A 21,893-nucleotide genomic window follows, 5' to 3' on the forward strand; every position below is an offset into this window, starting at 1 on the left:
ACGAAAGGACCATCAACAGCGGCGATGGTTTTGAGAATTGGCGGGCCTATACACCGTCCAAGTCGACATGACCAGCACCTTCGGCGAAAAATTGCGCCTGAGAATGCCTGTCACGCTTCTAGTTACTCAATTCGAGGCATTTGGTATAGGCCCCGCTCTTCGCGGCCCGCCGCTGGATCAATCGCGCCAGCTTGCGCGTACCCGGCCCGCCGGCTTCGGGATTGCGCTCAGCGGGGTTCGGTAAGGTCGCCGCCAGCCTTGCGGCCTGTTCCGCCGATAGCTTGGCTGCCGATCGCCCGAAATAATGCTGCGAGGCGGCTTCCACTCCATAAATGCCGTCACCCAGTTCAACGACGTTGAGATAAATCTCCATGATGCGCCGTTTCGGCAGTATCGCGTTCATCGAGACGGCATAGGGAATTTCAATGCCCTTGCGCACAAAGGATCGCGACGGCCAGAGAAAAAGGTTCTTCACCAGTTGCATCGGAATGGTCGATGCGCCGCGCGTCTTTTCACCATCGAGCGCATCTTCCACGACAACTTTCAATTCGCCGAGATCGACGCCGTAATGGCGGCAGAACTGGCCGTCCTCGCTCATCATCACGCTACGCGGCAGCACCGGCGCCATCTCGTCCAGCGAGACCCATTCTCGCTCATAACCCTTCAATCTGAGAAGATCGGCAATCATCAGCGTCGACACAGGATGGACCTGGGGCACCAGCGCCAGCGCCGTCAAACCGACGGGCACAAGTGCGATTGCAATCAACGCGAAGAAGATTCTGATGAACCAACGTCGGCCGCGCTTAGGGCGGCGACCCGACGCCGATTTTGCTTTACGGCTGCCGCCTGCTGGTTTTGATTTCGATGAACGGCTCAAGACACGATCCTCACCGCTGACCGCATCGGGAAAGGACCTGTCGTCAGCCTTATGGCTCTCAGCCATGTTGGGGTCATCACGCTTTGGCACACGACTGCATCCCGATCGTCCACGTCGAGGCAAATCCTCAGTTCTCCATGCCATACTGAGCGAGATCGTCGGACGCAACGGCAACAGGCACAATGGCAGGTCACGCTTGACCCGGCGGTGAGGACAGGGCAGGTCAGCCGCCATGATGGAACCGCGCTCCACCGCAACACCGCCTGCCGCCCTCGCCGATCACGCTGTGCGTCTGGAGCGCTTGCTGGACAAACTCCTGTCCCCTCAAGCTTTGCCCGACGAAATCGCCCGTCCGGAACGGCTTCGCGCAGCGATGGCGCATGGGCTTCTGGGCGGCGGCAAGAGACTGCGTCCCTTTCTCGTTGAGCAAAGCGCCGCGCTCTTCGACGTCGACGGCGAGGCCGTTTTGCGGGTCGGCGCAGCCCTGGAATGCATTCATTGCTATTCCCTGGTTCACGACGATCTGCCGGCGATGGACGACGACGATCTTCGCAGAGGACAACCCACCGTCCATCGTGCCTTCGATGAAGCGACGGCCATTCTGGCGGGCGATGCGCTTCTGACACTGGCTTTCGATATTGTGACGGGACCGGAGAGCCGATTGCAGCCGGACCGAAAGCTGGCGATAATCGGCGGGCTGTCCCGTGCGGCAGGCATTGGTGGCATGGTCGGCGGGCAGATGCTCGATCTGGAAGCCGAGAAAGCGGACCGTCCTTTGGCCATGGCCGAGATCGAGACGCTTCAGAGCATGAAGACCGGGGCTCTTCTGCGTTTTGCCTGTGAAGCCGGCGCAATCGCTGCGGGCGCACCGGAAAAGGATCAAGCGCGTCTGCGCCGGTTCGGCGAAATCATCGGCCTGTCCTTCCAGCTTGCCGACGATTTGTTGGATATCATGTCCGACCCTGAGACCATCGGCAAGGCGACCGGAAAGGATGCCACCGCGAACAAGGCAACATTGCCCTCCCTGCGCGGTGTGGACTGGACACGGGAGCGTCTGCAAGACCTTGTGGCCGAGGCGACGGAACTTCTGCGACCCTTCGGTTCGAAAGCCGATGTCCTCGTGCACACGGCTCGCTACATCGCCTTCCGGGACCGGTAAGCGTCTTCGCCCGGCTTTCAGTCATCTTATGCGCTGCACGACACAACTTCCGCCCTCGCGTCGAAACGCGGCACACAAACGATTGGCCTCTTCACGGCTATCCGCTCCGATCCCGGCGGCATAGATCCGCGCTCTGGCGCCGGGTCGTCTCAAGCGGGTGATGATTCGATCGTGCTCGGCGAGCATCGCATGGCGCCGACGAAGCTGCTCCAGTTGACGTTCCACCGCCCCTCGCCGAAAGCTGCCCGCAAGTTGCACGAGCCAGGGTTTGGTCGGCCTCGCAATGGCCGGTGCGCGCGTGCGAATAACCGGCAATCGCTTGCATCCTTCGAGAAACGACAACTTTGCGTCGAGCGGCGAAATTCGGCTTGAATATATCGCATCCGCAAAGCGTTCTGGCGGCTCCTGCAGCACCTTCAGGACGTAGTTTTCAGTTTCCAGCGGCAGCCACGGATTGCCGCCGATCCATTGGCGCAGCCGCTCTTCACCAGCATTGTAACCGATGGCGGCACGCCCGAGATTACCGTAGCGTTCCCGCATTTCAGCGAGATAGGCCGCCGATGCGGCGAGCGCCGCTTCCATCTCGAAAGAATCGGCAAGACCGCGCAATTTGGCCGTCCCCGGCATGAACTGGGCGATACCTTCTGCACCGACCGGCGAGACCGCACCGGGGTCGAACCGGCTTTCCGTCCACACAAGACGGGCAAAGAACGCTGCGGGAAGACCGTTCTTCTCCGCCTCGCGCTTGATGAGCTGACAAACGCGCCGGACATGTTCTCCGCGATCAGTCTCTGCGGACCCGGCCGAGAGAGAAAGAGCGAGGACGAAGAGACAGGCGAACAGGCCGATCAGCCGGCCCCGCATTACCCTACTCCGCCGCGTCGGCGCTTTGTCCGAAACGCCCTTCGATGTAATCGGCGAGCATCGCCCGGAAGTCCTCGGCGATATTGTTGCCGCGCAACGTGGCTGCCTTGCGTCCCTCGACATAGACCGGCGCAGCCGGGCTTTCGCCGGTGCCGGGCAGGGAAATACCGATATCGGCATGCTTGCTCTCGCCCGGCCCGTTGACGATACAGCCCATCACCGCCACTTTCAGTTCCTCCACGCCGGGATATTTGTCGCGCCATATCGGCATCTGCTCGCGCAGATCGCTCTCTATTCGCTGGGCAAGTTCCTGAAAAACGGTCGATGTCGTTCGGCCACAACCGGGACAGGCCGCCACCACCGGCAGGAATTGACGAAACCCCATCGTCTGAAGCAGTTCCTGCGCGACCTGCACTTCGCGGGTGCGGTCCCCGCCGGGCTCCGGCGTCAGCGAGATACGGATCGTATCGCCGATACCCTGCTGCAAAAGAATGCCCATCGCAGCGGATGAAGCAACCACGCCCTTCGTGCCCATGCCCGCTTCCGTAAGCCCAAGATGCAGCGCATGGTCGCTCCGCTCTGCCAGCATGGCATAGACAGAGATCAGATCCTGTACCTGGCTGACCTTGGCCGACAGAATGATCTTGTCGCGCCCAAGGCCGATCTTTTCGGCCAGTTCGGCAGAGAGTAGCGCGCTCTGGACAATCGCCTCGCGCGTCACCTGACGCGCCGAGAGCGGTGAGCCTTTCGCCTGGTTTTCGTCCATGAGCCGGGTCAGCAGTTCCTGATCGAGCGAGCCCCAATTAACGCCGATCCGCACTGGCTTATCATGCTGGATGGCGATCTCTACGATCTCGGCAAATTGCCGGTCGCGTTTGTCTCGAAAACCAACATTGCCGGGGTTGATCCGGTACTTGGCCAGCGCTTCGGCGCAGGCGGGGTGATCGGCCAGCAGCTTGTGCCCGATATAATGAAAATCGCCGACCAGCGGCACATGAAGGCCGAGCCGCTCCAATCGCTCACGGATCTTCGGAACCGCCGCCGCCGCCTCGTCTCGGTCGACCGTAATGCGGACGATTTCGGAGCCGGCGCGGCTCAGCGCGGCGACCTGCGCCACCGTGCCATCGACATCCGCTGTATCGGTGTTGGTCATCGACTGCACCACCACGGGCGCGTCGCCGCCGACGATGACGCCGCCGACATCGACCCCGACCGACTGACGACGGGAAAGCGGTTCTCGCAGAATGGCGGTCATGACAAACCTCTTAATCGTCGCGGTCTCGGCGGTGTCGAACAGTTCAAAGCCCTAGGTCGGTTACCCGGGCGCTTGCGTCAAGCACACAAAGACGTCAAGGCGGTGACAGAAGAGCCGAAAGGATGGAACCCGTTTCCCTCCACCCCGTTGAAAAGCAGGACCAATATCGAAGGACCAAAGGATATTTTCATGAGCTTCTTTCGTGAGAACGACTGGCGCGACGATCTTTCCGAGCAACTCGACGCTCTACGCAGCGAAATTACCTCACTGCGCCGCGATGCATCGCGCAAATCGAGCCGCGCCCTTTCCTCCACACGACACACTAGCGAGGACGTCTTCCACGCGATTCGTGATTACTTCAGCCCTCCGCAGAGTTTTTACCAGCGGGGCTGGCGTCGGGCGAGCGACAATCCGGGCACGACGGCAGCCGCCGCCCTTGTGGGTGTGGCTCTGGTCGGGCTGGCCGCAACATTCTTCCTGAACAATTCGAGCAAGATAGAAGAGCGCGACTACCCGGGCACCCCGACCCCACCTCCGCCGGAAAGCTGAGGTAAATTAAGGTTAATAATAATTGAATTGGCCGCCGTCCCCGGCGGCCTTTTTCTTGCTACGATAAAATGCTGCAGTTGCGAAGAACAAAGCCGACCCCATCTACGCGTCAGGACAGCGCGCTGGCTGAGAGGAGGTTGGCAGGGCCGCCATGACGCAACAGACCGTGTCGACAAGGACCGATGACACATGGATCAAAGCGCATTTTGCAAGCACACGATAACCCCTGAGGACGGACTGCCCGTCAATCTCGCTTTACAGGGCGGCGGCAGCCACGGCGCATTCAGCTGGGGCGTTCTCGACCGTCTGCTTGAGGATGGGCGCTTGGTGTTCCCTGCAATATCGGGCACGTCGGCCGGTGCTTTCAACGCTGTCGCCCTGGCGCATGGCTGGGCTGAGAGCGGGCGGGATGGCGCGCGCCAGAAATTGCATGATGTGTGGCGGCGGGTAGGCCTGAAGGGTCGCTTCTCGCCAATTCAGCGTAACCCTTGGGATCGAGCCTGGGGCAATTGGTCGGTCGAAAACACAGTCGGATTCAATTGGCTGGAAGCGCTGTCGCGGACCGTCTCCCCGACCATGGCGAACCCGTTCAACCACAACCCCCTTAAAGAAGTCGTCGATGCGGAGATCGACTTCGATCTGATCCACCGCAAATGCGCCATTGAGCTGTTTATCGCCGCAACAAATGTTGAAACGGGGCAACTTCGGCTTTTCATCAACGAAGAACTCGATTCCAACGTGATTGCCGCTTCGACATGCCTGCCTACGCTTTTTCCGGCAGTGGAAATCAATGGGCAGCATTATTGGGACGGCGGTTATGGCGGCAATCCGGCTCTCTTTCCGCTTCGCGACGCTAACGATCATCCCGACCTGCTTCTGGTTCAGATCAATCCGATCGTCCGACAGGGCGTGCCGAAAACCGCACGGGCCATTCAAAGCCGCGTCGACGAGATCACCTTCAACGCCACGCTCTTACGTGAGCTGCGTGATATCGCCATGTTCCGTAGCCTGATTGCGGAAGGAAAACTCGATCCATCGGCGGTCAAGCTCCAGCGCTTCCACAGGATCGACGGCGACAGCCATCTCGATGAATTGGGCGCCAGTTCCAAAGTCTCGGCCGAATGGGAGTTCCTGATCCACATGCGCGATCTCGGCCGGGCCGCCGCCGATGACTGGATGACGGGATGCATCGACCGCGTCGGCAAGGAAGAAACTTTCAATCTGCCGGGCCTTACCGATGATGGCCGGCTGTCCCAGCCGTACCGCCACCAGCAGGTCAAAACCATGTTGATGGGCCGCATTCGCGACCTTGTTGCCCGCTGAACGCCCTTCTTATCTCCACCTTTACTCGCGACAATTGAATCGATTGCCTATATTCTACGTTTTGCATATGGGCCTTCAGGAACAGCCCTTGGCGTGGAGGAGTACGGGTTGGAATTGACGGTTAACGGAAGGACAGTCCAACTGGACGTCGATCCGGAAATGCTCTTGCTTTGGGCGCTACGTGACGTTCTGGGTCTGACTGGAACCAAGTTCGGCTGCGGCGTCGCCCAGTGCGGCGCGTGCACGGTCATTGTCGACGGCGGAGCCAGGCGCTCATGCGTGACGCCTGTCCAATCCGTGGCGGGTTCTCAAATCACCACCATCGAAGGTCTCGCCATCAACGGCAAGCCGCATCCGGTACAGCAGGCCTGGATCGATGAACAGGTGCCGCAATGCGGCTATTGCCAGGCCGGTCAGATTATGAGCGCCGTTGCCCTTCTTCAGGAAATCCCGGAACCGACCGAAGACGAGATCGCGCGGGCGATGACCGGAAATTACTGCCGCTGCGGCACGTATCCCGCCATCCGCGCCGCGGTTTTGCGCGCATCCGGCCAGGACGGCGGAGCGACGGCGGCAGGAGCCGCTGGAAGGGTGCCAGACCGTGGGTAAGGTCGGCACCATCACGCGCCGGACACTGCTGGTCGGCACCGCCGCGATTGGCGCTGGCGTCGCCTTCGTGGCCTGGAAGGCGAACCAGCCTCTGGAAGACCCTTTTCGAAACAATCCCGATAGCGGCGATACGGCGCTCAATCCTTTTGTCCTGATCGCCGAGGACGGGACCGTCACCATCGTCGTTCCACGGGCCGAGATGGGCCAGGGCGTCACGACGACGCTGGCGGCCCTGGTCGCAGAAGAACTCGACGTCAGCCTGTCCGACATCGCGGTTATTCACGGTCCCGCCTCCAGCACTTATTACAACGCCGCCATGATCACATCTGCCATGCCGGTCGAACCGTGGGACGAAGGCATGATGGCCGACGGCTTCCGGCAGTTCGCAAATATCGTCGGCAGGATGATGGGACTGCAGTTGACTGGCGGCTCCACATCGACCCGCGATGCATTCGATAGGATGCGCATCGCGGGGGCCTGCGCCCGCGAAACGTTGAAAGCGACGGCGGCGGCGGTCTGGAGTGTCGACCGCGCCACGCTGCAGACGCGCAACGGATCGGTTGTCGACCCGTCCGGTCCGCGCTCGGTCACTTATGCGGAACTGGCTTCCGCAGCCGCCTTGCGCGATCCGATCACCGATGCCGAACCGCGCGGTCCTTCAGAATGGACGATTCTCGGACAGAGCCAACAGCGTGTCGACGTGCCCGCCAAAGTAAAGGGCGCGCCGATTTTCGGTATCGACATGACACTGGAGGACATGCTGCACGGCACGGTCGCCATCGGACCGCTTCCGGGCATCAAGCCCCGCAAGGCGGACCGGAATGCCGCACTGGCGATCCCCGGTGTCCGCGCGGTCGTCCCGCTATCGAGCGTATACGGTGAAGGCTTCGGCATCATAGCGGACAGCACCTGGACCGCTTTCAAGGCGCGTAAAGCTCTCGCCGTCGAATGGGAAACGGACGAGGGCTTCGGCAAAGGCGAGATGGACGCCGCCTTTCAGACCGCCTTCGACACGGGTGATGCCGATCTTCATCGCGATGAAGGTGACGTCGAGGCCATCCTCTCCGAAGGCCCGGACGAAAATATCGTCGTGGCGGATTACGATGTGCCGCCGCTCGCACATGCGACGATGGAGCCAATGAACGCGACAGCCCGCCTGAAAGACGGCGTTCTTGATATCTGGTGCGGCAATCAGGGGCCGACGCTGATCCGCAGTCAATGCGCCGAGGCGCTTGGCATTGAAGAAGAGAATTGCCGTATTCACACAATGATGCTGGGAGGCGGCTTCGGCCGCCGGGCCGAATTCGATTTCGCGCTCTACGCGGCGAAGTTGGCCGAACGAACAGACGGCGTTCCAATCAAGGTGACGTGGTGCCGCGAGGAGGATACCCGCCACGACCTTTATCGACCGCCTGCCCGCGCGAAATGCCGCGCCCGGCTGGACGATGAAGGCGCGATAGCGGCTATTGATATGAAACTCGCCTCTCCCTCTATCATGGGATCATTGACGGCGCGCATCGGAATTTCCGCTTTCGGGCAGGATGCGACGATGAGCGAAGGCGCTGCGAACCAGCCCTACAATCTGAAGAATTTCCGCGTTTCCACACCCGAGGTCGACCTTCCTTTGCCCTCCGGCTTCTGGCGGTCTGTCGGCAACTCCAACAATGCATTTTTCATGGAGTGCTTTCTCGACGAGATTGCCCATGCGGCGGAGCGTGATCCACTCGACCTGCGTCTCTCCCTGCTCGACGGGTTCGAGCCGGCCAAGGCGGTGTTGCGACAGGTCGGCGAAATGGCGGGATGGCAGGGCGGCAAAGTGCGTACGAATAGCGCTCAGGGGCTCGCCTTCTGCTTTTCCTTCAACACCTCGGTTGCTCAGATCGTCGAAGTATCGCGCGATGATGAAGACAGGATTGCCATCGATAAGGTCTGGTGCGTAGCCGATTGTGGCCTTGTGCTCGACCCCGCAATCGTCCGGGCGCAGCTATCGGGCGGTATCGTCTTTGGCCTGTCGGCGGCGATGATGCAGGAGATCAACCTGAAAGATGGCGGCGTCGAGCAGGGCAATTTCGATACTTATCCGATGATGCGCTTTCACCAGTGCCCGTCGATCGAGATTGCGTTGAGCCGCAAACAGACCTTCATGGGCGGGATTGGCGAACCCGGCGTGCCGCCTGCCGCGCCAGCTCTTGCCAACGCTGTTGCCGCGCTGACCGGCGAACGGATACGGACTTTACCGCTGAACAGGACGGTCGCCTTCGTTTAAGATGCTCCGCATCGGATGCTGCATGTCGGCGCACCACGTTAACTACGTGTCGAGTTCCGCCTTGCGACTGACGATAGGTTGCTGTGAATGTGGAACAAATTTCGGTCTGCCGCATTTCCAGTAAAATAATTGAGGAGTTTTCAGATGAGCACACTTGGTATTATTCTTCTTGTCATTCTGGTCTTGCTTCTGCTCGGCGCCATTCCGGCCCGCGGACGCTTCGGCAATGGCCCGATCGGCATTCTCGGTGTGATCCTCATCATCGTGATTATCCTGGTTCTCGTCGGATATATCTGATCGAACCGATAGACTGATCTCCAGAAAACGCCCGGCTTGTCCCGCCGGGCGTTTTTTTATGCCTGAAGCCTGCTTTTGACGAGTGGCAGAACCGCCAGAAAAACCAGCAGAAGAATTGAAAGTCCTGCCATAACCGCGGACAGAGTTGTCCATGATGCGATCAGGCCTATGACCGACGGCGCCAGAAGAACCCCTGAAAAGCCGATTGTCGAGGTGATGGCGATGCCGGTCGCCGCAGGCACTCCCGGCACCGAGGACGACAGCACGAACAGAACCGGCACCATATTGCTGAGACCGATGCCGACCAGAACCGCGCCGCAGAGAATGAGCGGCAGCGATGTCGCCGTGCCGAAAAGGAAAATCCCGCCGCCGGCGACCAGCGCACCTCCGCCAAGCAGCCACCAGAGACTGAACCGCTGCCGCAGCGGATCGCCGACGAAACGCATCAGCGCCATGGCTGCCGAGAAGAACCCGAAAGCATAGCCGGATAGAGCAACGGGTATCGACCGTTCTTCACGAAGGAAGAGGGCGCTCCAGTCCAGAAGCGCGCCTTCCGCCACATAAGCGATCAGCGCAAGGCCAGCGATGAGATAGGGGAGCGGCGTTAAGGGCCAGCCGGCCTTTCTATCCTGTTCTGTGCCGTGTCCCGGATCGACAGGGCTTGATGATCGCCAAAGCGAGGCAATCACGGTCAACACCAATGCGACAAATGTCGAGATGATCGTCTGCGGCCACAGGCCGTAATGAGCGATCAGCCAGCCGCCGCTAGCGGCTCCTACAAAACCGCCAAGCGACCAGAACCCGTGACAGGCGCTCATAATGGGTCGGCCCATATGGCGTTCGGTTTCTGTCGCGGCGCTGTTCATGCCGACTTCGACCAGACCGATTGCTGCGCCGGACAGAAAAATGGCGATCCCGCCTGCCAGCGGACCGGACGCAAGCGTCAACGCCGGCAGGATGAGCAGGCTCAGCCACAGACCGATCAGCATCGGAATGCGCGGGCCGCTCCGAACGACCCAGCGTCCCGCCAAGGGCATCGTTGCCAGCGATCCGATACCGAAGCAAAAGATGAAGAGGCCGAGCCCGCGCTCTCCGACACCCATCCGTTCGGCGAATTCCGGAATCTTGGGCGCCCAGCAACCGACAATCAGACCCGATTGCAGAAAGGCGCAGCCGACCGCAACCCGCGCGCGCGGCCAACGGCCTTCTAGCGCAGCACTCCCGCCGGCGATGCTCACTCGTCCTCGCTTTCCCGCCTGGATAGACGAGACGGCTCAGGCCGCCTCCATCCGCACCAGAAGGTCTTTGGCGTCGATCTGATCGCCGGGCGTAACGAGAACCTCTGCGACCACGCCATCGGCTTCCGCATGAAGCGCGGTTTCCATTTTCATGGCTTCGATGGAAACCAGAACGTCGCCGGCCTTCACCTCCTGGCCGGCCTTCACCGCAACGGAGGAGATCACGCCGGGCATCGGCGCGCCGATATGAGCGGCATTGCCGATTTCGGCTTTCGCTCGCGCCTTCACGGCGTCGCCGCCATGGACACGGTCCGGCACCTTCACACGGCGTGGCTGACCGTTGAGTTCGAAGAAGACGGTCTTTTCACCCTTCTCATCCGTTTCGCCGATAGCGAGCGTGCGAACGGTCAGCGTCTTGCCCTGCTCGATTGTAATATAGGTCTCTTCTTCCACCGGCAGGCCGTAAAAATAGATCGGCGTCGCCAGCGCATCGACCGGACCGTATTCTTCACGAACCGTCATGAAATCGGTGAAGACCTTCGGGTACATCAGGTAGGAGGCAAAGCGGCGGTCGTCGATGGAATGGCCGAGCTTTTCCTCTATCGTCTTGCGTTCTTCGCCCAGATCGGCGTCCGGCAGGCGAGAACCTGGACGCACTGTGTAGGCTTCTTCGCCCTTCAGAACCTTTTTCTGGATGTCCTCCGGCCAGCCACTGGGCGGCTGTCCGAGATCGCCGCGCATCATGGAGACCACACTGTCGGGAAACGCGATATCGCGTTTCGGATCCTTCACATCGGCGATGGTCAGATCCTGGCTGACCATCATCAACGCCATATCGCCGACGACCTTCGAGGACGGTGTCACCTTTACGATGTCGCCAAACATCATGTTGACGTCATGGTAGGCCTGCGCGACCTCGTGCCAGCGGCTCTCAAGGCCGATGCTGCGGGCCTGCTCCTTCAGATTGGTGAACTGACCGCCTGGCATCTCATGCAGATAAACCTCCGAGGCCGGGCTTTGGGAGATGTTTTCGAAGGCGGCGTATTGCGCGCGGACAGCTTCCCAATAGAAGCTGATCTTGCGAATCCAGGCCGGATCGAGGCCGGTATCGCGTTCGGTACCGGATAGCGCTTCGACGATGGAGCCGAGACAGGGCTGGCTGGTATTGCCGGAGAACGCGTCCATCGCCGCATCGACCGCGTCGACGCCGGCATCTACCGCAGCAAGGATCGACGCAGCTGCGATCCCGCTCGTATCGTGCGTATGGAAATGGATCGGAAGGTCGGTCGTTTCACGAAGCGCCTTGAACAGCGCCGTCGCCGCAGCCGGTTTCAACAGCCCCGCCATGTCCTTGACGGCAAGGATATGCGCGCCGGCTGCCTCCAGGTCCCGGGCCAGATCGACGTAATATTTCAAGTCGTATTTGGCACGGTCGGGATCGCGAATATCGCCGGTATAGCACAGCGCCGCCTCGATGATCTTGCCGCTTTCGCCGACGGCATCCATCGCGATCCGCATATTCTCCACCCAGTTCAGGCAATCGAACACACGGAAAATATCGACGCCTCCCTCAGCAGCCTGCTTCACGAAATAGCGGACCACATTGTCTGGATAGTTGGTGTAACCGACCCCGTTTGCGCCGCGCAGCAACATCTGCGTCAGCAGGTTCGGCGCCGCTTCGCGGATCGCGCTCAGCCGGTCCCACGGGTCCTCCGTTAGGAACCGCATGGAAACGTCGAAGGTCGCGCCGCCCCAGCATTCCAGCGATAGAAGCTGCGGCAGTGCGCGGGCATAGGTCCCGGCGATGGTCGTGATGTCGTGCGAGCGCATGCGGGTGGCGAGCAGGCTCTGATGGGCATCGCGCATGGTCGTGTCGGTCACCAGTACGCCCGTCTGCTCACGCATCCATTTGGCAAAGCCCTCCGCGCCCTTGGCTTCGAAGATCTGCCGGGCGCCATCGGGAATATCTCCACCGGCAAACGGCGCGACTGGCGCAGGCGCGTCCGCTGGCGGCATGGGCCGGTCGCGTGTTTCTGGATGGCCGTTCACCGTCGCATCGGCCACATAGCGCAGCAGCTTGGTTGCCCTGTCCTGCCGCTTTACGGACGAGAACAGTTCAGGTGTGTTGTCGATGAACTTGGTGGTGTAACTGTTGTCCTGAAACTTCGGATGGGTGATGATCGCCTCGAGGAAGGTCAGGTTGGTCGCCACACCACGGATACGGAACTCACGCAGAGCGCGGTCCATGCGGGCAATCGCTTCCTCCGGGGTCGGCGCCCAGGCGGTGATTTTTTCCAGAAGCGGATCGTAGAAGCGCGTGATCACCGCGCCGGAATAGGCCGTGCCGCCATCGAGGCGGATGCCGAATCCCGTAGCGCCGCGATAGGCGGTGATGCGACCATAATCCGGGATGAAATTCTGCTCCGGATCCTCGGTCGTGATGCGGCATTGCAGCGCATGGCCGTTGAGCTTGATATCCGCCTGCGAGGGCACCTTGCTTTCAGGCGTGCCAATGGCCTCGCCCTCGAGGATGCGGATCTGCGCCTTGACGATGTCGATGCCCGTCACCTCTTCGGTCACGGTGTGCTCGACCTGAATGCGCGGATTGACCTCGATGAAATAGAAAGCGCCCGTATCGGCATCCATGAGAAATTCGACGGTTCCTGCGCCGACATAGTCCGTCGCCTCGGCGATCTTCAGGGCATGGGACGAGAGTTCTTCGCGCTGCCCCATGTCGAGATACGGCGCTGGCGCGCGTTCCACCACCTTCTGGTTGCGCCGCTGGATCGAGCAATCGCGCTCGAACAGATGCACCTGATTGCCATGTGTGTCGCCCAGCACCTGTACTTCCACATGGCGGGCGCGCTCCACCAGCTTTTCCAGATAGACTTCATCCTTGCCGAAGGCGGCACGCGCCTCGCGTTTGGCTTCTGTCACCTCGCGGGAGAGATCGTCGGCGCTGCGGATCGCGCGCATGCCGCGTCCCCCGCCGCCCCAACTCGCCTTGAGCATGACCGGATAGCCGATCTCCTCGGCCATTCTGGCGACTTCGTCCATGTCGTCGGGGAGCGGTTCCGTCGCGGGCACCACCGGCACGCCAACCTCGACGGCGAGATTGCGCGCCGCGACCTTATTGCCGAGCCGGCGCATCGTGTCCGGTTTCGGGCCAATGAAGGTGATGCCGGCTTCGGCGCATGCGTCGGCGAATTCCGGGCTTTCCGACAGAAGACCATAGCCAGGATGAATGGCGTCCACTTCGGCCATCTTGGCAACGCGGATCACCTCCTCGATCGAAAGATAACTTTCGATCGGCCCGAGATCCTTCTCCAAATGCGGCCCGCGGCCGATCTGATAGCTCTCGTCGGCCTTGAACCGGTGCAGCGCGTATTTGTCCTCCTCGGCCCATATGGCGACCGTTTCAATGCCCAGTTCATTGGCTGCACGAAACACGCGGATGGCAATTTCCGAGCGATTGGCGACGAGGAGCTTCTTAATCTTCACGTTGGCGGGTCCTTGGAACGAGAAGGCGCTGGCGAAGACCAGCGCCGGAGTTAGAAGGCAGGCGCAGAAGAATTGCTGCAACGCAAGATGAACTACATGATGCCGCTGGGGCACTCAAGCGCATCGTGAGCGGGCTGCTATGCAAAAACGGGCCCGGCAACAGCCGGACCCGCTCTATCAGGCCCGCGGATATCTTCCGAGGGCTTGTTCAGTTGGTTACTGAGCCTGCTTTTCCTCGCCGGCTTCCATATTGTCATTGGCCGCATCGTCGGTCTTTTCCATCGATGCATCCTTCTCTTCCATGGCGCCTTCTTCTTTTTCCATGGAGCCGGTATCGGCCATCGCAGAATCCATCTGCGTGTACTTGCCGTCGCTCCACTCATAGAAGACGTAGCCCGGAAGCGAGACGTCGCCCTTGTCGTCGAAGCTCAGCTGACCGAGAACCGTATCGAACTCGCCATCGTCGAGCGCCGTAACCATGGCGTCGAACTCCGTCGAGCCGGCCGTTTCGGCAGCCTGCTTGAATGCCTGCATCGCCGCGTAGGTGTAGAGCACATAGCCCTCGGTCGGCTTACCGGCATCTTCGAGTTTCTTGACGATCTCGCCAGCGCCTTCATTGTTGCGCGGATCGGGCGAGAACGTCATCAGCGTGCCTTCGCCGGCATCGCCGGTGATCGCCCAATATTCGTCGGTGACAAGTGCGTCACCAGAGACGATCTGCAGGTCCATGCCCTGCTCCTTGGCCTGACGAGCCATCAGGCCGGCTTCGGTGTGATAGCCGCCGACATAAAGGACGGAAACGCCCTCGTCTTTCAGCTTGGAGATCAGCGCCGAATAATCTTTTTCACCGGCAGTGTAGGATTCCACGAGTGCGGCTTCCTTGCCGGCCGCTTCCATGGCAGCCTGCGTCTGGTCGGCAAGGCCTTTGCCGTAGGCGGTCTTGTCGTTGATGATCGCGATCTTGGCGTCGGCAAAGTTCTTGGCCAGATAACCGCCAGCCGTTTCGCCCTGCTGGTCGTCACGTCCGCAGACGCGATAGATACCCGGACCGGGACGATCATCCGTAAAGGCCGGGTTGGTCGAAGCCGGCGTGATCTCGATAATGCCTTCATCGGCGTAGACCGACGAAGCGGGGATCGAAGAGCCGGAGCAGAAATGGCCGGCCACGAATGCCACGCCCTGCGAGGCGAAATCCTGAGCGACCGCGACGGCCTGTTTCGGGTCGCAGGCATCATCGCCGACGACCAGCTTGAGCATTTCACCATTGACGCCACCGGCTTCGTTGATGTCGGCAACGGCCTGTTCTGCGCCGGCCTGCATCTGGGCACCGAAGGAAGCGTACTGGCCCGTGATCGGACCCGCGACAGCGACGAGAATTTCAGCGGAAGCAGGCGCCGCACCCATAACACCGAGGGCCACGCCGGCAAGAAGTAGTTTCTTCATGTTCGCTCCAAATTCCACCCTGTTTTTATCGGGTATGCAGCACGGAGGGTGTGTACCGGCTGCCTCCCTAGTCCCTGTGACGGGCATCAAAGCGCATCACACTGTCGTTGAAAAGTGGGCACCGTGCTGGAATTTCAAGACTTTCGCTTCCAGGTCAGCGGCGAACTCTTTTCAAAGGCGAAGCTGTATTGCTGGCTCATCTGCCGGGCGCGGGTCAGTTGGCGACCGAGCCAGGCGAACGCGGCCAGGACGATGACGTCGACCAGATAATAATAGGGCTGCAGGAGCGTGCCCTCGAACAGGGCGAAGTGCAGAAAACGCACTGCGCATCCAAGCAGCAGGACGTAAAGGCCCAGCTCCCGCGCGCCGCGCCAGTCCGCAGCCGCGGCGCGCCCGGTCAAAAACGCGGCCCCGCCCCCAAGAACGACCGTGACCAGGAAAAAATCTCCGAAGCCCACTTCCCAGATCGGGTTCATCATAATCTCCTAATGCCCGCCGCCTTCGAGATAGGCCGCGCGAACGTCTTCGCGTTTCAGCAGTTCCGCGCCAGTGCCCGTCATGGTGATCTCGCCATTGACGAGAACATAGCCCCGATGTGCCAGTTTCAGCGCATGAAACGCGTTCTGCTCCACGAAGAAGACGGTCAATCCCTCATTGCGGTTCAACTCGCGCACTGCTTCGAAGATCTGCTTGACGATCAACGGAGCAAGGCCGAGCGATGGCTCGTCCAGCATGAGCAATTTCGGCCGGCTCATCAGCGCGCGGCCTATGGCCAGCATCTGCTGCTCACCGCCCGATAGCGTCCCGCCACGCTGGCCGGAGCGCTCCTTCAGGCGCGGGAAGAGATCGAAAACCTTGCTCAGATCGTCTTCGAAATGCTGCTCGTCGACGAGGCTCGCGCCCATCTGCAGGTTTTCCATCACCGTCATGCGGGCGAAAATACGGCGCCCCTCTGGCGACTGAGCGATCCCCTTGCGCATGATGAGATGTGTCGGCGTCGTGGTGATGTCCTCACCGTCGAAAAGGATTTGACCGGCCTTGGCGCGAGGCGTGCCGCAAATGCTCATCATCAATGTCGACTTGCCGGCGCCGTTCGCGCCGATGAGCGTGACGATCTCGCCTTTGGCGACCTCGACATCCACACCGCGAAGCGCGACGATCTTCCCGTAAGCGGCATGAAGGCCCTCGACCTTCAGCATGGGGTGCGCGCTCATGCTTCGCCTCCCTCGGTTCCGGCCTGTTGCTCGCCGCGATGCAGGTCGGCCCGGATTTCTTCGTCCTCGATCTCCGATTCATCGTCGACGCCGAGATAGGCGGCGATCACCTTGGGGTCGTTGCGAACGGCTTCCGCCGTTTCATCGGCGATCTTGCGCCCGTAATCGAGGACGACGACATGATCGGAAATCTTCATCACGACGCCCATATCGTGTTCGATCAGAAGGATGGACGTTCCGGTCTCCGCCCGAATGAATTGCAGAAGATCGTTCAATTCGGCGGATTCACGGGGATTGAGGCCTGCGGCGGGTTCGTCGAGGCACAGAAGATGCGGCTCCGAACACATCGCGCGCGCAATTTCCAACCGCCTCTGATCGCCATAGGGCAGATCGGCCGCGGGATCGTCTGCACGGTGAATGAGCCTGCACTGTTCGAGCCAGTAGATGGCCCGGTCCTTGGCGTTCTTCGCCGCCGACCGGTAGGACGGAAGATTGAGAAGTCCGGCGATCGAGAAGCCGGACGCCCGCATCAATGGGTTGTGCTGGGCAACGAGCAGATTCTCCAGACAGGTCATGCCGCCAAAAAGGCGGATGTTCTGAAAGGTCCGCGCCACCTTGGCAGTCCGACTGATGGTGAAATCCGGCATGCGCTCCAGCAGGAAAACCGCGCCATCGTCCTGTCGGGCATAGCGAGCTGCGGAATCGGTCAGTTCCTCCACCGCTTCGTCGCGCCGGCCAGGGCCGTGACGCATAACGATGCGCCCTTCGGTTGGCTTGTAGAAGCCGGTAACGCAGTTAAAGACGGTTGTCTTTCCCGCGCCGTTCGGGCCGATCAGCGCAGTGATGTCGCCGCGCCCGACAGTGAAAGACAGATTGTCGACTGCGACGAGGCCTCCGAAACGCATGGTCAGGTTCTCGACCGTCAACAACGGATCGTTTTCCCAGCCATGGCGGGATGTTGTGGTCACATTCATTGGATTAGTGCCCCTCGCCCTGAGCGACCACGTCGGCTCCGATGCTCTTGCGTTCCTTGTAGACGGCGCTTGGCTGGCGGGCCGAGATGAGGCCGCGCGGCTTCCAGACCATGATCAGAACCATGGCGAGGCCGAAAATCAGCATTCGGAACTGTGTGGGGTCGAAATTCTCTCCGAAGACCACCGACATGAAACCGATATTGCGCAGCAATTCGATGCCGCCGATCATCACGATGGACGCGAAGACCACTCCGATCTGGCTGCCCAGGCCGCCGAGAACCACGATCGCGAGAATGATCGCGCTTTCGATGAAGGTGAAGCTTTCCGGGCTGATAAATCCCTGCCGGGTGGCGAAGAACGACCCGGCGAACCCGCCGAACATCGCTCCAATCGAGAAGGCCGATAACTTGACCAGCGTCGTATTGATGCCGAGCGAGCGGCAGGCAATTTCGTCTTCGCGAAGGGCCTCCCAGGCACGCCCGACCGGCAGGCGACGAAGGCGCATGGTCGCAAAATGGGTAATCAGCGCCAATACGAAGATGATGTAGTAGAAGAATATGAACCGGTGGATCGTGTCGTAGTCGAGCCCGAAAATATCGGCGAAACCGCCTTCGCCCCGGTTGAACTCGATTCCGAAAAGGGTCGGCTTCGGAATGCGCCCAATCCCGTCCGGCCCACCCGTGAAGTCGGACCAGTTGAGCAGCACGACGCGGATGATCTCACCGAAGGCGAGCGTGACGATTGCCAGATAATCGCCACGCAGACGCAGAACCGGAAAACCGAGAACAAGCCCCCACAGCGCGGCGAACAGGCCGGCCAGCGGTAGCGCCATCCAGAAACCGAAGCCGAGATACTGCGCCAGCAGTGCGTACGCGTAAGCGCCCACCGCATAGAACGCGACATAGCCGAGATCGAGCAGGCCAGCGAGACCGACGACAATATTCAGGCCCCATCCCAGCATCACATAGGTCAGAATCAGAATGGAGATGTCGATCAGCTGGCGGTCGCGATTGGGAAAGAGAAACATGACGATCCATGGCAGCAGCAGCGCCACCACGAAAAGAATGCGCAGGCTCCAGGTGCCGAAGGATGTGATCCTATCTGCCTTTTTCTGAGCCGCCACGCCTGTCGCGGGCGTTCCGATCTTGCCGGTCGCGCGCGAAATCAGAAGGACGAGGCCGAGGAGGATGGCGCCGAAGACAACTCCGATCAGAACCGAGCCGAGGAGTTCTTCGAACTGGCCCGTGCCAAACAGAATGTCGCCAAGCGGATGCCAGGCATAAAGAACGGCAAAGCCGAGGATAAAGAGCCCCGACACCATTGCGCGAACGCGCGGCCCCGCAGGAGACAACAGATAGGCGTCGACAAGAAGCTTGCCGAAAAAGGCAAAGATCAGCGCCAGCGCATAGAGGCTCCAGCGCCAGGTGATGTCGAGTCCGCCCGGCGCGATGCTGGTACGGATCGGCAAAAAGAAAAAGCCCAGAACAGCGGTGACGAAGGTGGCAACCGCTGCCTGCTTCAGCCGCTCCGAAAGGCCGCTTGGGCCGGTATCGACGACGAGGTTCGGCGCGTCGGCGCGCTCTTCGCTCTTGATCTGCGCGCCTTCGGGCTGGGTCGTTGCGACTGGCTGTTCCTGGCCGGTGCCGCTTTCGGTTTCGCCCGCCATCAGACTTTCTCCACTTCCGGCTTGCCAAGAAGACCGCTCGGCATGAAGATCAGCACGATTGCAAGGATCGAGAACGCAGCCACATCTTTATATTCGACAGAGAAATAGGCGCTCCAGAAGACTTCGATAAGGCCGAGAACGATGCCCCCAAGCATGGCGCCCGGCAGCGAGCCAATCCCGCCGAGAACGGCTGCCGTGAACGCTTTGATGCCCGCCAGGAACCCGATGTAGAAATCGAGCACGCCGTAGAGCAGCAGGAACATCAGACCGGCCACGGCGGCAAGCGCCGCGCCCATGACGAAGGTCAGGCTGATCGTCTTGTCGACATCGACCCCGAGAAGCGCGGCCATTTTCTGGTCCTGCTCGCAGGCCCGCTGCGAGCGGCCAAGGGCCGTTTTGGTGATGAGCAGCGTGAACCCGACCATCAAAACGAAGGTCGAGACAATGATGAGAAGCTGCATCCAGGACAATTGCACGATGATACCGCCATCGGCGCGGCTGTCGAACAGCGGAATACCGCCGGAAATAATCGGCTGGATCGGCTTCACGCGGGCGCCCTGCGTTACCTGAATGAAGTTCTGCAAGACGATGCTCATACCGATGGCGGTAATCAGCGGCGCGAGGCGGAACGAGCCGCGCAGCGGCCGATAGGCCACCCGCTCGACGGTCCATCCCCACACGGCGGTGAATATCATCGATATGACAAGAACCAGCAGAAGGGCCAGGATCAGCATCGTCGCGCCCGTAGCGCCGGTAATGCCGAGGAGCAGAATAACGGCAAGCGCGACATAAGCGCCGACGGTGAAAATATCGCCATGGGCGAAGTTGATCATGCCGATGATGCCGTAGACCATCGTATATCCGATGGCGATGAGCCCGTAGATAGAGCCAAGCGTCAGCCCGTTGATGAGCTGCTGTATGAAATATTCCATTGAGAGTTCGGTATCCCCATGGGCCAGAGGCCTGTTTGGGTGACAATAATCTTAGAATTTGGGGCGCGCCAACCCCCTCGCGCCTATTTTTCCCACAGCTTCAATCCCCGCTTAAACTTTAGGCTCGGGCGGATTCGTCACCGGCCTTCGACGCGCTAGCTGCCATGCCACTTGCACGGGAAAGGTGAATCATGGCCGGCACACTTCGCTTCATTCTCGGTGACCAGCTATCCGACGACATTGCCACGCTGCGTGACGCCGATCCGCAAAGCGATGTCATACTGATGGCCGAGGTGCAGGACGAAGCCACCTATGTGAAGCATCACAAAAAGAAGATCGCTTTCCTTTTCTCGGCAATGCGTCATTTTGCAGCCGATCTGACGGATAAGGGCTACAAGGTCCGCTACCAATGCATCGACGAGGCGGACAGCCCAGAGAGCTTCACCGAGGCGCTGATCGATGCCGTCAACGCAATCGGACCGGATCGTATCGTCGTGACCGAGGCCGGCGAATGGCGCGTTCGGAAGATGATGGATGAATGGGAGGAAATGTTCGACTTCGACGTCGAGATCCGCACCGACGATCGATTTCTCTGCACCCATGCGGAGTTCCGCGATTGGGCCGAGGGCGCCAAGACGCTCCGGATGGAATATTTCTACCGCATGATGCGCGAGAAACTCGCCATCATGATCGAAGACGGCGAACCGGCAGGTGGACAATGGAACTACGATAAGGACAATCGCGAGCCGCTCGACGGTCAGGTCGAAATTCCAGATCGCCCCGACTGGACCGTCGACGAGATGACGCAGAAGGTGATCGACCTGGTCGAAGAGCGTTTCGCCGACCATTTCGGCACGCTCGAGAATTTCGCCTATCCGGTCACGCGCCGTCAGGCGACGCATTATCTCAATTGGTTCGTCGAGGAAGCCCTGCCCTGCTTCGGGCGTTATCAGGATGCGATGAAGCAGGGGCGACCCCTGATCTTTCATTCGCATCTTTCCGCACTCATCAATTGCGGCCTGCTGTCACCGGCGGAAGTCGTGGAAAAAGCTGAAGACGCCTGGAGGGCGGGCACAGTGCCGATCAACGCGGCAGAAGGATTTATCCGTCAGATCATTGGATGGCGCGAATTCATCCGCGGCGTCTATTGGAGCCAGATGCCGGATTACGGGCAGTCGAACAAACTGATGGCGCAGCGCGCCCTGCCCGATTTCTTCTGGACACGCGATGCGAAAATGAACTGCATGAAGCAGTCTATTTTAGAGACTTGGGATAACGCCTACGCCCATCATATCCAGCGGCTGATGGTCATAGGAAATTTCTGCCTTCTGGCGGGGCTCGATCCAAAAAAAGTGCAGGAATGGTATCTGATCGTCTATCACGACGCCTATGAGTGGGTCGAAATGCCCAATGTCGTGGGGATGATCCTCTTCGCTGACGGCGGATTGTTCGCATCCAAGCCCTACGCCGCCTCCGGAAGTTATATCAACAAGATGAGCGACTATTGCGTCCACTGCGACTACGCTGTGAAACGCAAGCATGGGCCGGACGCCTGCCCCTTCAACTATCTTTACTGGGACTTTCTGGACCGCAACCGCGAGCGGCTGAAGGACAATCCGCGTGTCGGCATGATGTACAAGACCCTCGATCGTTTCAAAGATGAGAAGGTCGACACAATCCGCGCGGATTCCAAGCAATTTCTGGACGCGCTCTAAACGAAAGGGCA

General features: G+C 60.3%; 18 protein-coding genes. 7 read left to right on the forward strand and 11 right to left on the reverse strand.

Annotation, left to right across the window (positions count from 1 at the left end):
• Positions 1–118: 118 nt before the first annotated feature.
• Positions 119–943: a monofunctional biosynthetic peptidoglycan transglycosylase gene (gene mtgA, locus NIM86_RS12305; RefSeq protein WP_253382543.1), complete on the reverse strand. Its 825-nt coding sequence runs from the start codon at positions 941–943 to the stop codon at positions 119–121.
• 169 nt (positions 944–1,112) lie between these two features.
• Here mtgA and NIM86_RS12310 point away from each other — a divergent pair, with 169 nt between their 5' ends.
• Positions 1,113–2,036 carry a polyprenyl synthetase family protein gene (locus NIM86_RS12310; protein WP_253382644.1) on the forward strand — a complete coding sequence of 308 codons (924 nt, stop codon included), beginning with the start codon at positions 1,113–1,115 and terminating at the stop codon, positions 2,034–2,036.
• Positions 2,037–2,057: 21 nt separating this feature from the next.
• Here NIM86_RS12310 and NIM86_RS12315 read toward each other — a convergent pair whose 3' ends face one another.
• Both NIM86_RS12315 and ispG read right to left on the reverse strand, forming a co-directional pair.
• The gene (locus NIM86_RS12315) at positions 2,058–2,900 is read right to left on the reverse strand and encodes a lytic transglycosylase domain-containing protein (RefSeq protein ID WP_253382545.1); all 843 of its coding nucleotides are present in this window, start codon (positions 2,898–2,900) and stop codon (positions 2,058–2,060) included.
• A gap of 4 nt (positions 2,901–2,904) precedes the next feature.
• Positions 2,905–4,155, reverse strand: coding sequence for a flavodoxin-dependent (E)-4-hydroxy-3-methylbut-2-enyl-diphosphate synthase (gene ispG / locus NIM86_RS12320; RefSeq protein ID WP_253382547.1), 1,251 nt, complete (start codon positions 4,153–4,155; stop codon positions 2,905–2,907).
• Between the two features lie 189 nt (positions 4,156–4,344).
• Between ispG and NIM86_RS12325 the strand changes: the two genes are divergently transcribed.
• The 5 genes from NIM86_RS12325 (at position 4,345) to NIM86_RS12345 (ending at position 9,199) form a co-directional block, all read left to right on the forward strand.
• Positions 4,345–4,704: a hypothetical protein gene (locus NIM86_RS12325; RefSeq protein ID WP_253382549.1), complete on the forward strand. Its 360-nt coding sequence runs from the start codon at positions 4,345–4,347 to the stop codon at positions 4,702–4,704.
• A 189-nt stretch (positions 4,705–4,893) separates the two neighbouring features.
• The gene (locus NIM86_RS12330; RefSeq protein WP_253382551.1) at positions 4,894–6,027 is read left to right on the forward strand and encodes a patatin-like phospholipase family protein; all 1,134 of its coding nucleotides are present in this window, start codon (positions 4,894–4,896) and stop codon (positions 6,025–6,027) included.
• 108 nt (positions 6,028–6,135) lie between these two features.
• Complete coding sequence (locus NIM86_RS12335; RefSeq protein ID WP_256478469.1) at positions 6,136–6,636, forward strand: (2Fe-2S)-binding protein; 501 nt, start codon at positions 6,136–6,138, stop codon at positions 6,634–6,636.
• Positions 6,629–8,902 carry a molybdopterin cofactor-binding domain-containing protein gene (locus tag NIM86_RS12340; RefSeq protein WP_253382553.1) on the forward strand — a complete coding sequence of 758 codons (2,274 nt, stop codon included), beginning with the start codon at positions 6,629–6,631 and terminating at the stop codon, positions 8,900–8,902. Before NIM86_RS12335 ends, NIM86_RS12340 begins: the two co-directional genes overlap by 8 nt.
• Before the next feature lie 144 nt (positions 8,903–9,046).
• A complete protein-coding gene (locus NIM86_RS12345) occupies positions 9,047–9,199 on the forward strand; it encodes a DUF3309 family protein (RefSeq protein ID WP_094076486.1) in 153 nt (50 codons plus the stop codon).
• 56 nt (positions 9,200–9,255) lie between these two features.
• Here NIM86_RS12345 and NIM86_RS12350 read toward each other — a convergent pair whose 3' ends face one another.
• From NIM86_RS12350 to NIM86_RS12385, 8 genes are all read right to left on the reverse strand, one after another.
• Positions 9,256–10,437: an MFS transporter gene (locus NIM86_RS12350; protein WP_253382555.1), complete on the reverse strand. Its 1,182-nt coding sequence runs from the start codon at positions 10,435–10,437 to the stop codon at positions 9,256–9,258.
• Positions 10,438–10,473: 36 nt separating this feature from the next.
• Positions 10,474–13,938 carry a pyruvate carboxylase gene (gene pyc, locus NIM86_RS12355; RefSeq protein WP_253382558.1) on the reverse strand — a complete coding sequence of 1,155 codons (3,465 nt, stop codon included), beginning with the start codon at positions 13,936–13,938 and terminating at the stop codon, positions 10,474–10,476.
• A gap of 216 nt (positions 13,939–14,154) precedes the next feature.
• Positions 14,155–15,381, reverse strand: coding sequence for a branched-chain amino acid ABC transporter substrate-binding protein (locus NIM86_RS12360; protein WP_253382560.1), 1,227 nt, complete (start codon positions 15,379–15,381; stop codon positions 14,155–14,157).
• Between the two features lie 134 nt (positions 15,382–15,515).
• Positions 15,516–15,860 carry a DUF6867 family protein gene (locus NIM86_RS12365; protein ID WP_253382562.1) on the reverse strand — a complete coding sequence of 115 codons (345 nt, stop codon included), beginning with the start codon at positions 15,858–15,860 and terminating at the stop codon, positions 15,516–15,518.
• Between the two features lie 6 nt (positions 15,861–15,866).
• The gene (locus NIM86_RS12370; RefSeq protein ID WP_253382564.1) at positions 15,867–16,595 is read right to left on the reverse strand and encodes an ABC transporter ATP-binding protein; all 729 of its coding nucleotides are present in this window, start codon (positions 16,593–16,595) and stop codon (positions 15,867–15,869) included.
• A complete protein-coding gene (locus NIM86_RS12375; RefSeq protein WP_253382566.1) occupies positions 16,592–17,569 on the reverse strand; it encodes an ABC transporter ATP-binding protein in 978 nt (325 codons plus the stop codon). The genes NIM86_RS12370 and NIM86_RS12375 overlap by 4 nt, the downstream gene beginning before the upstream one ends.
• A 4-nt stretch (positions 17,570–17,573) precedes the next feature.
• Positions 17,574–19,235, reverse strand: coding sequence for a high-affinity branched-chain amino acid ABC transporter permease LivM (gene livM / locus NIM86_RS12380; RefSeq protein ID WP_253382568.1), 1,662 nt, complete (start codon positions 19,233–19,235; stop codon positions 17,574–17,576).
• Positions 19,235–20,167, reverse strand: coding sequence for a branched-chain amino acid ABC transporter permease LivH (locus tag NIM86_RS12385; RefSeq protein ID WP_253382569.1), 933 nt, complete (start codon positions 20,165–20,167; stop codon positions 19,235–19,237). Before NIM86_RS12385 ends, livM begins: the two co-directional genes overlap by 1 nt.
• 191 nt (positions 20,168–20,358) lie before the next feature.
• Here NIM86_RS12385 and NIM86_RS12390 point away from each other — a divergent pair, with 191 nt between their 5' ends.
• A complete protein-coding gene (locus NIM86_RS12390) occupies positions 20,359–21,882 on the forward strand; it encodes a cryptochrome/photolyase family protein (protein ID WP_253382571.1) in 1,524 nt (507 codons plus the stop codon).
• The last annotated feature ends 11 nt before the right edge of the window (positions 21,883–21,893 follow it).

This window comes from Notoacmeibacter sp. MSK16QG-6, from assembly GCF_024158145.1.
Classification (GTDB): domain Bacteria; phylum Pseudomonadota; class Alphaproteobacteria; order Rhizobiales; family Rhizobiaceae; genus Notoacmeibacter.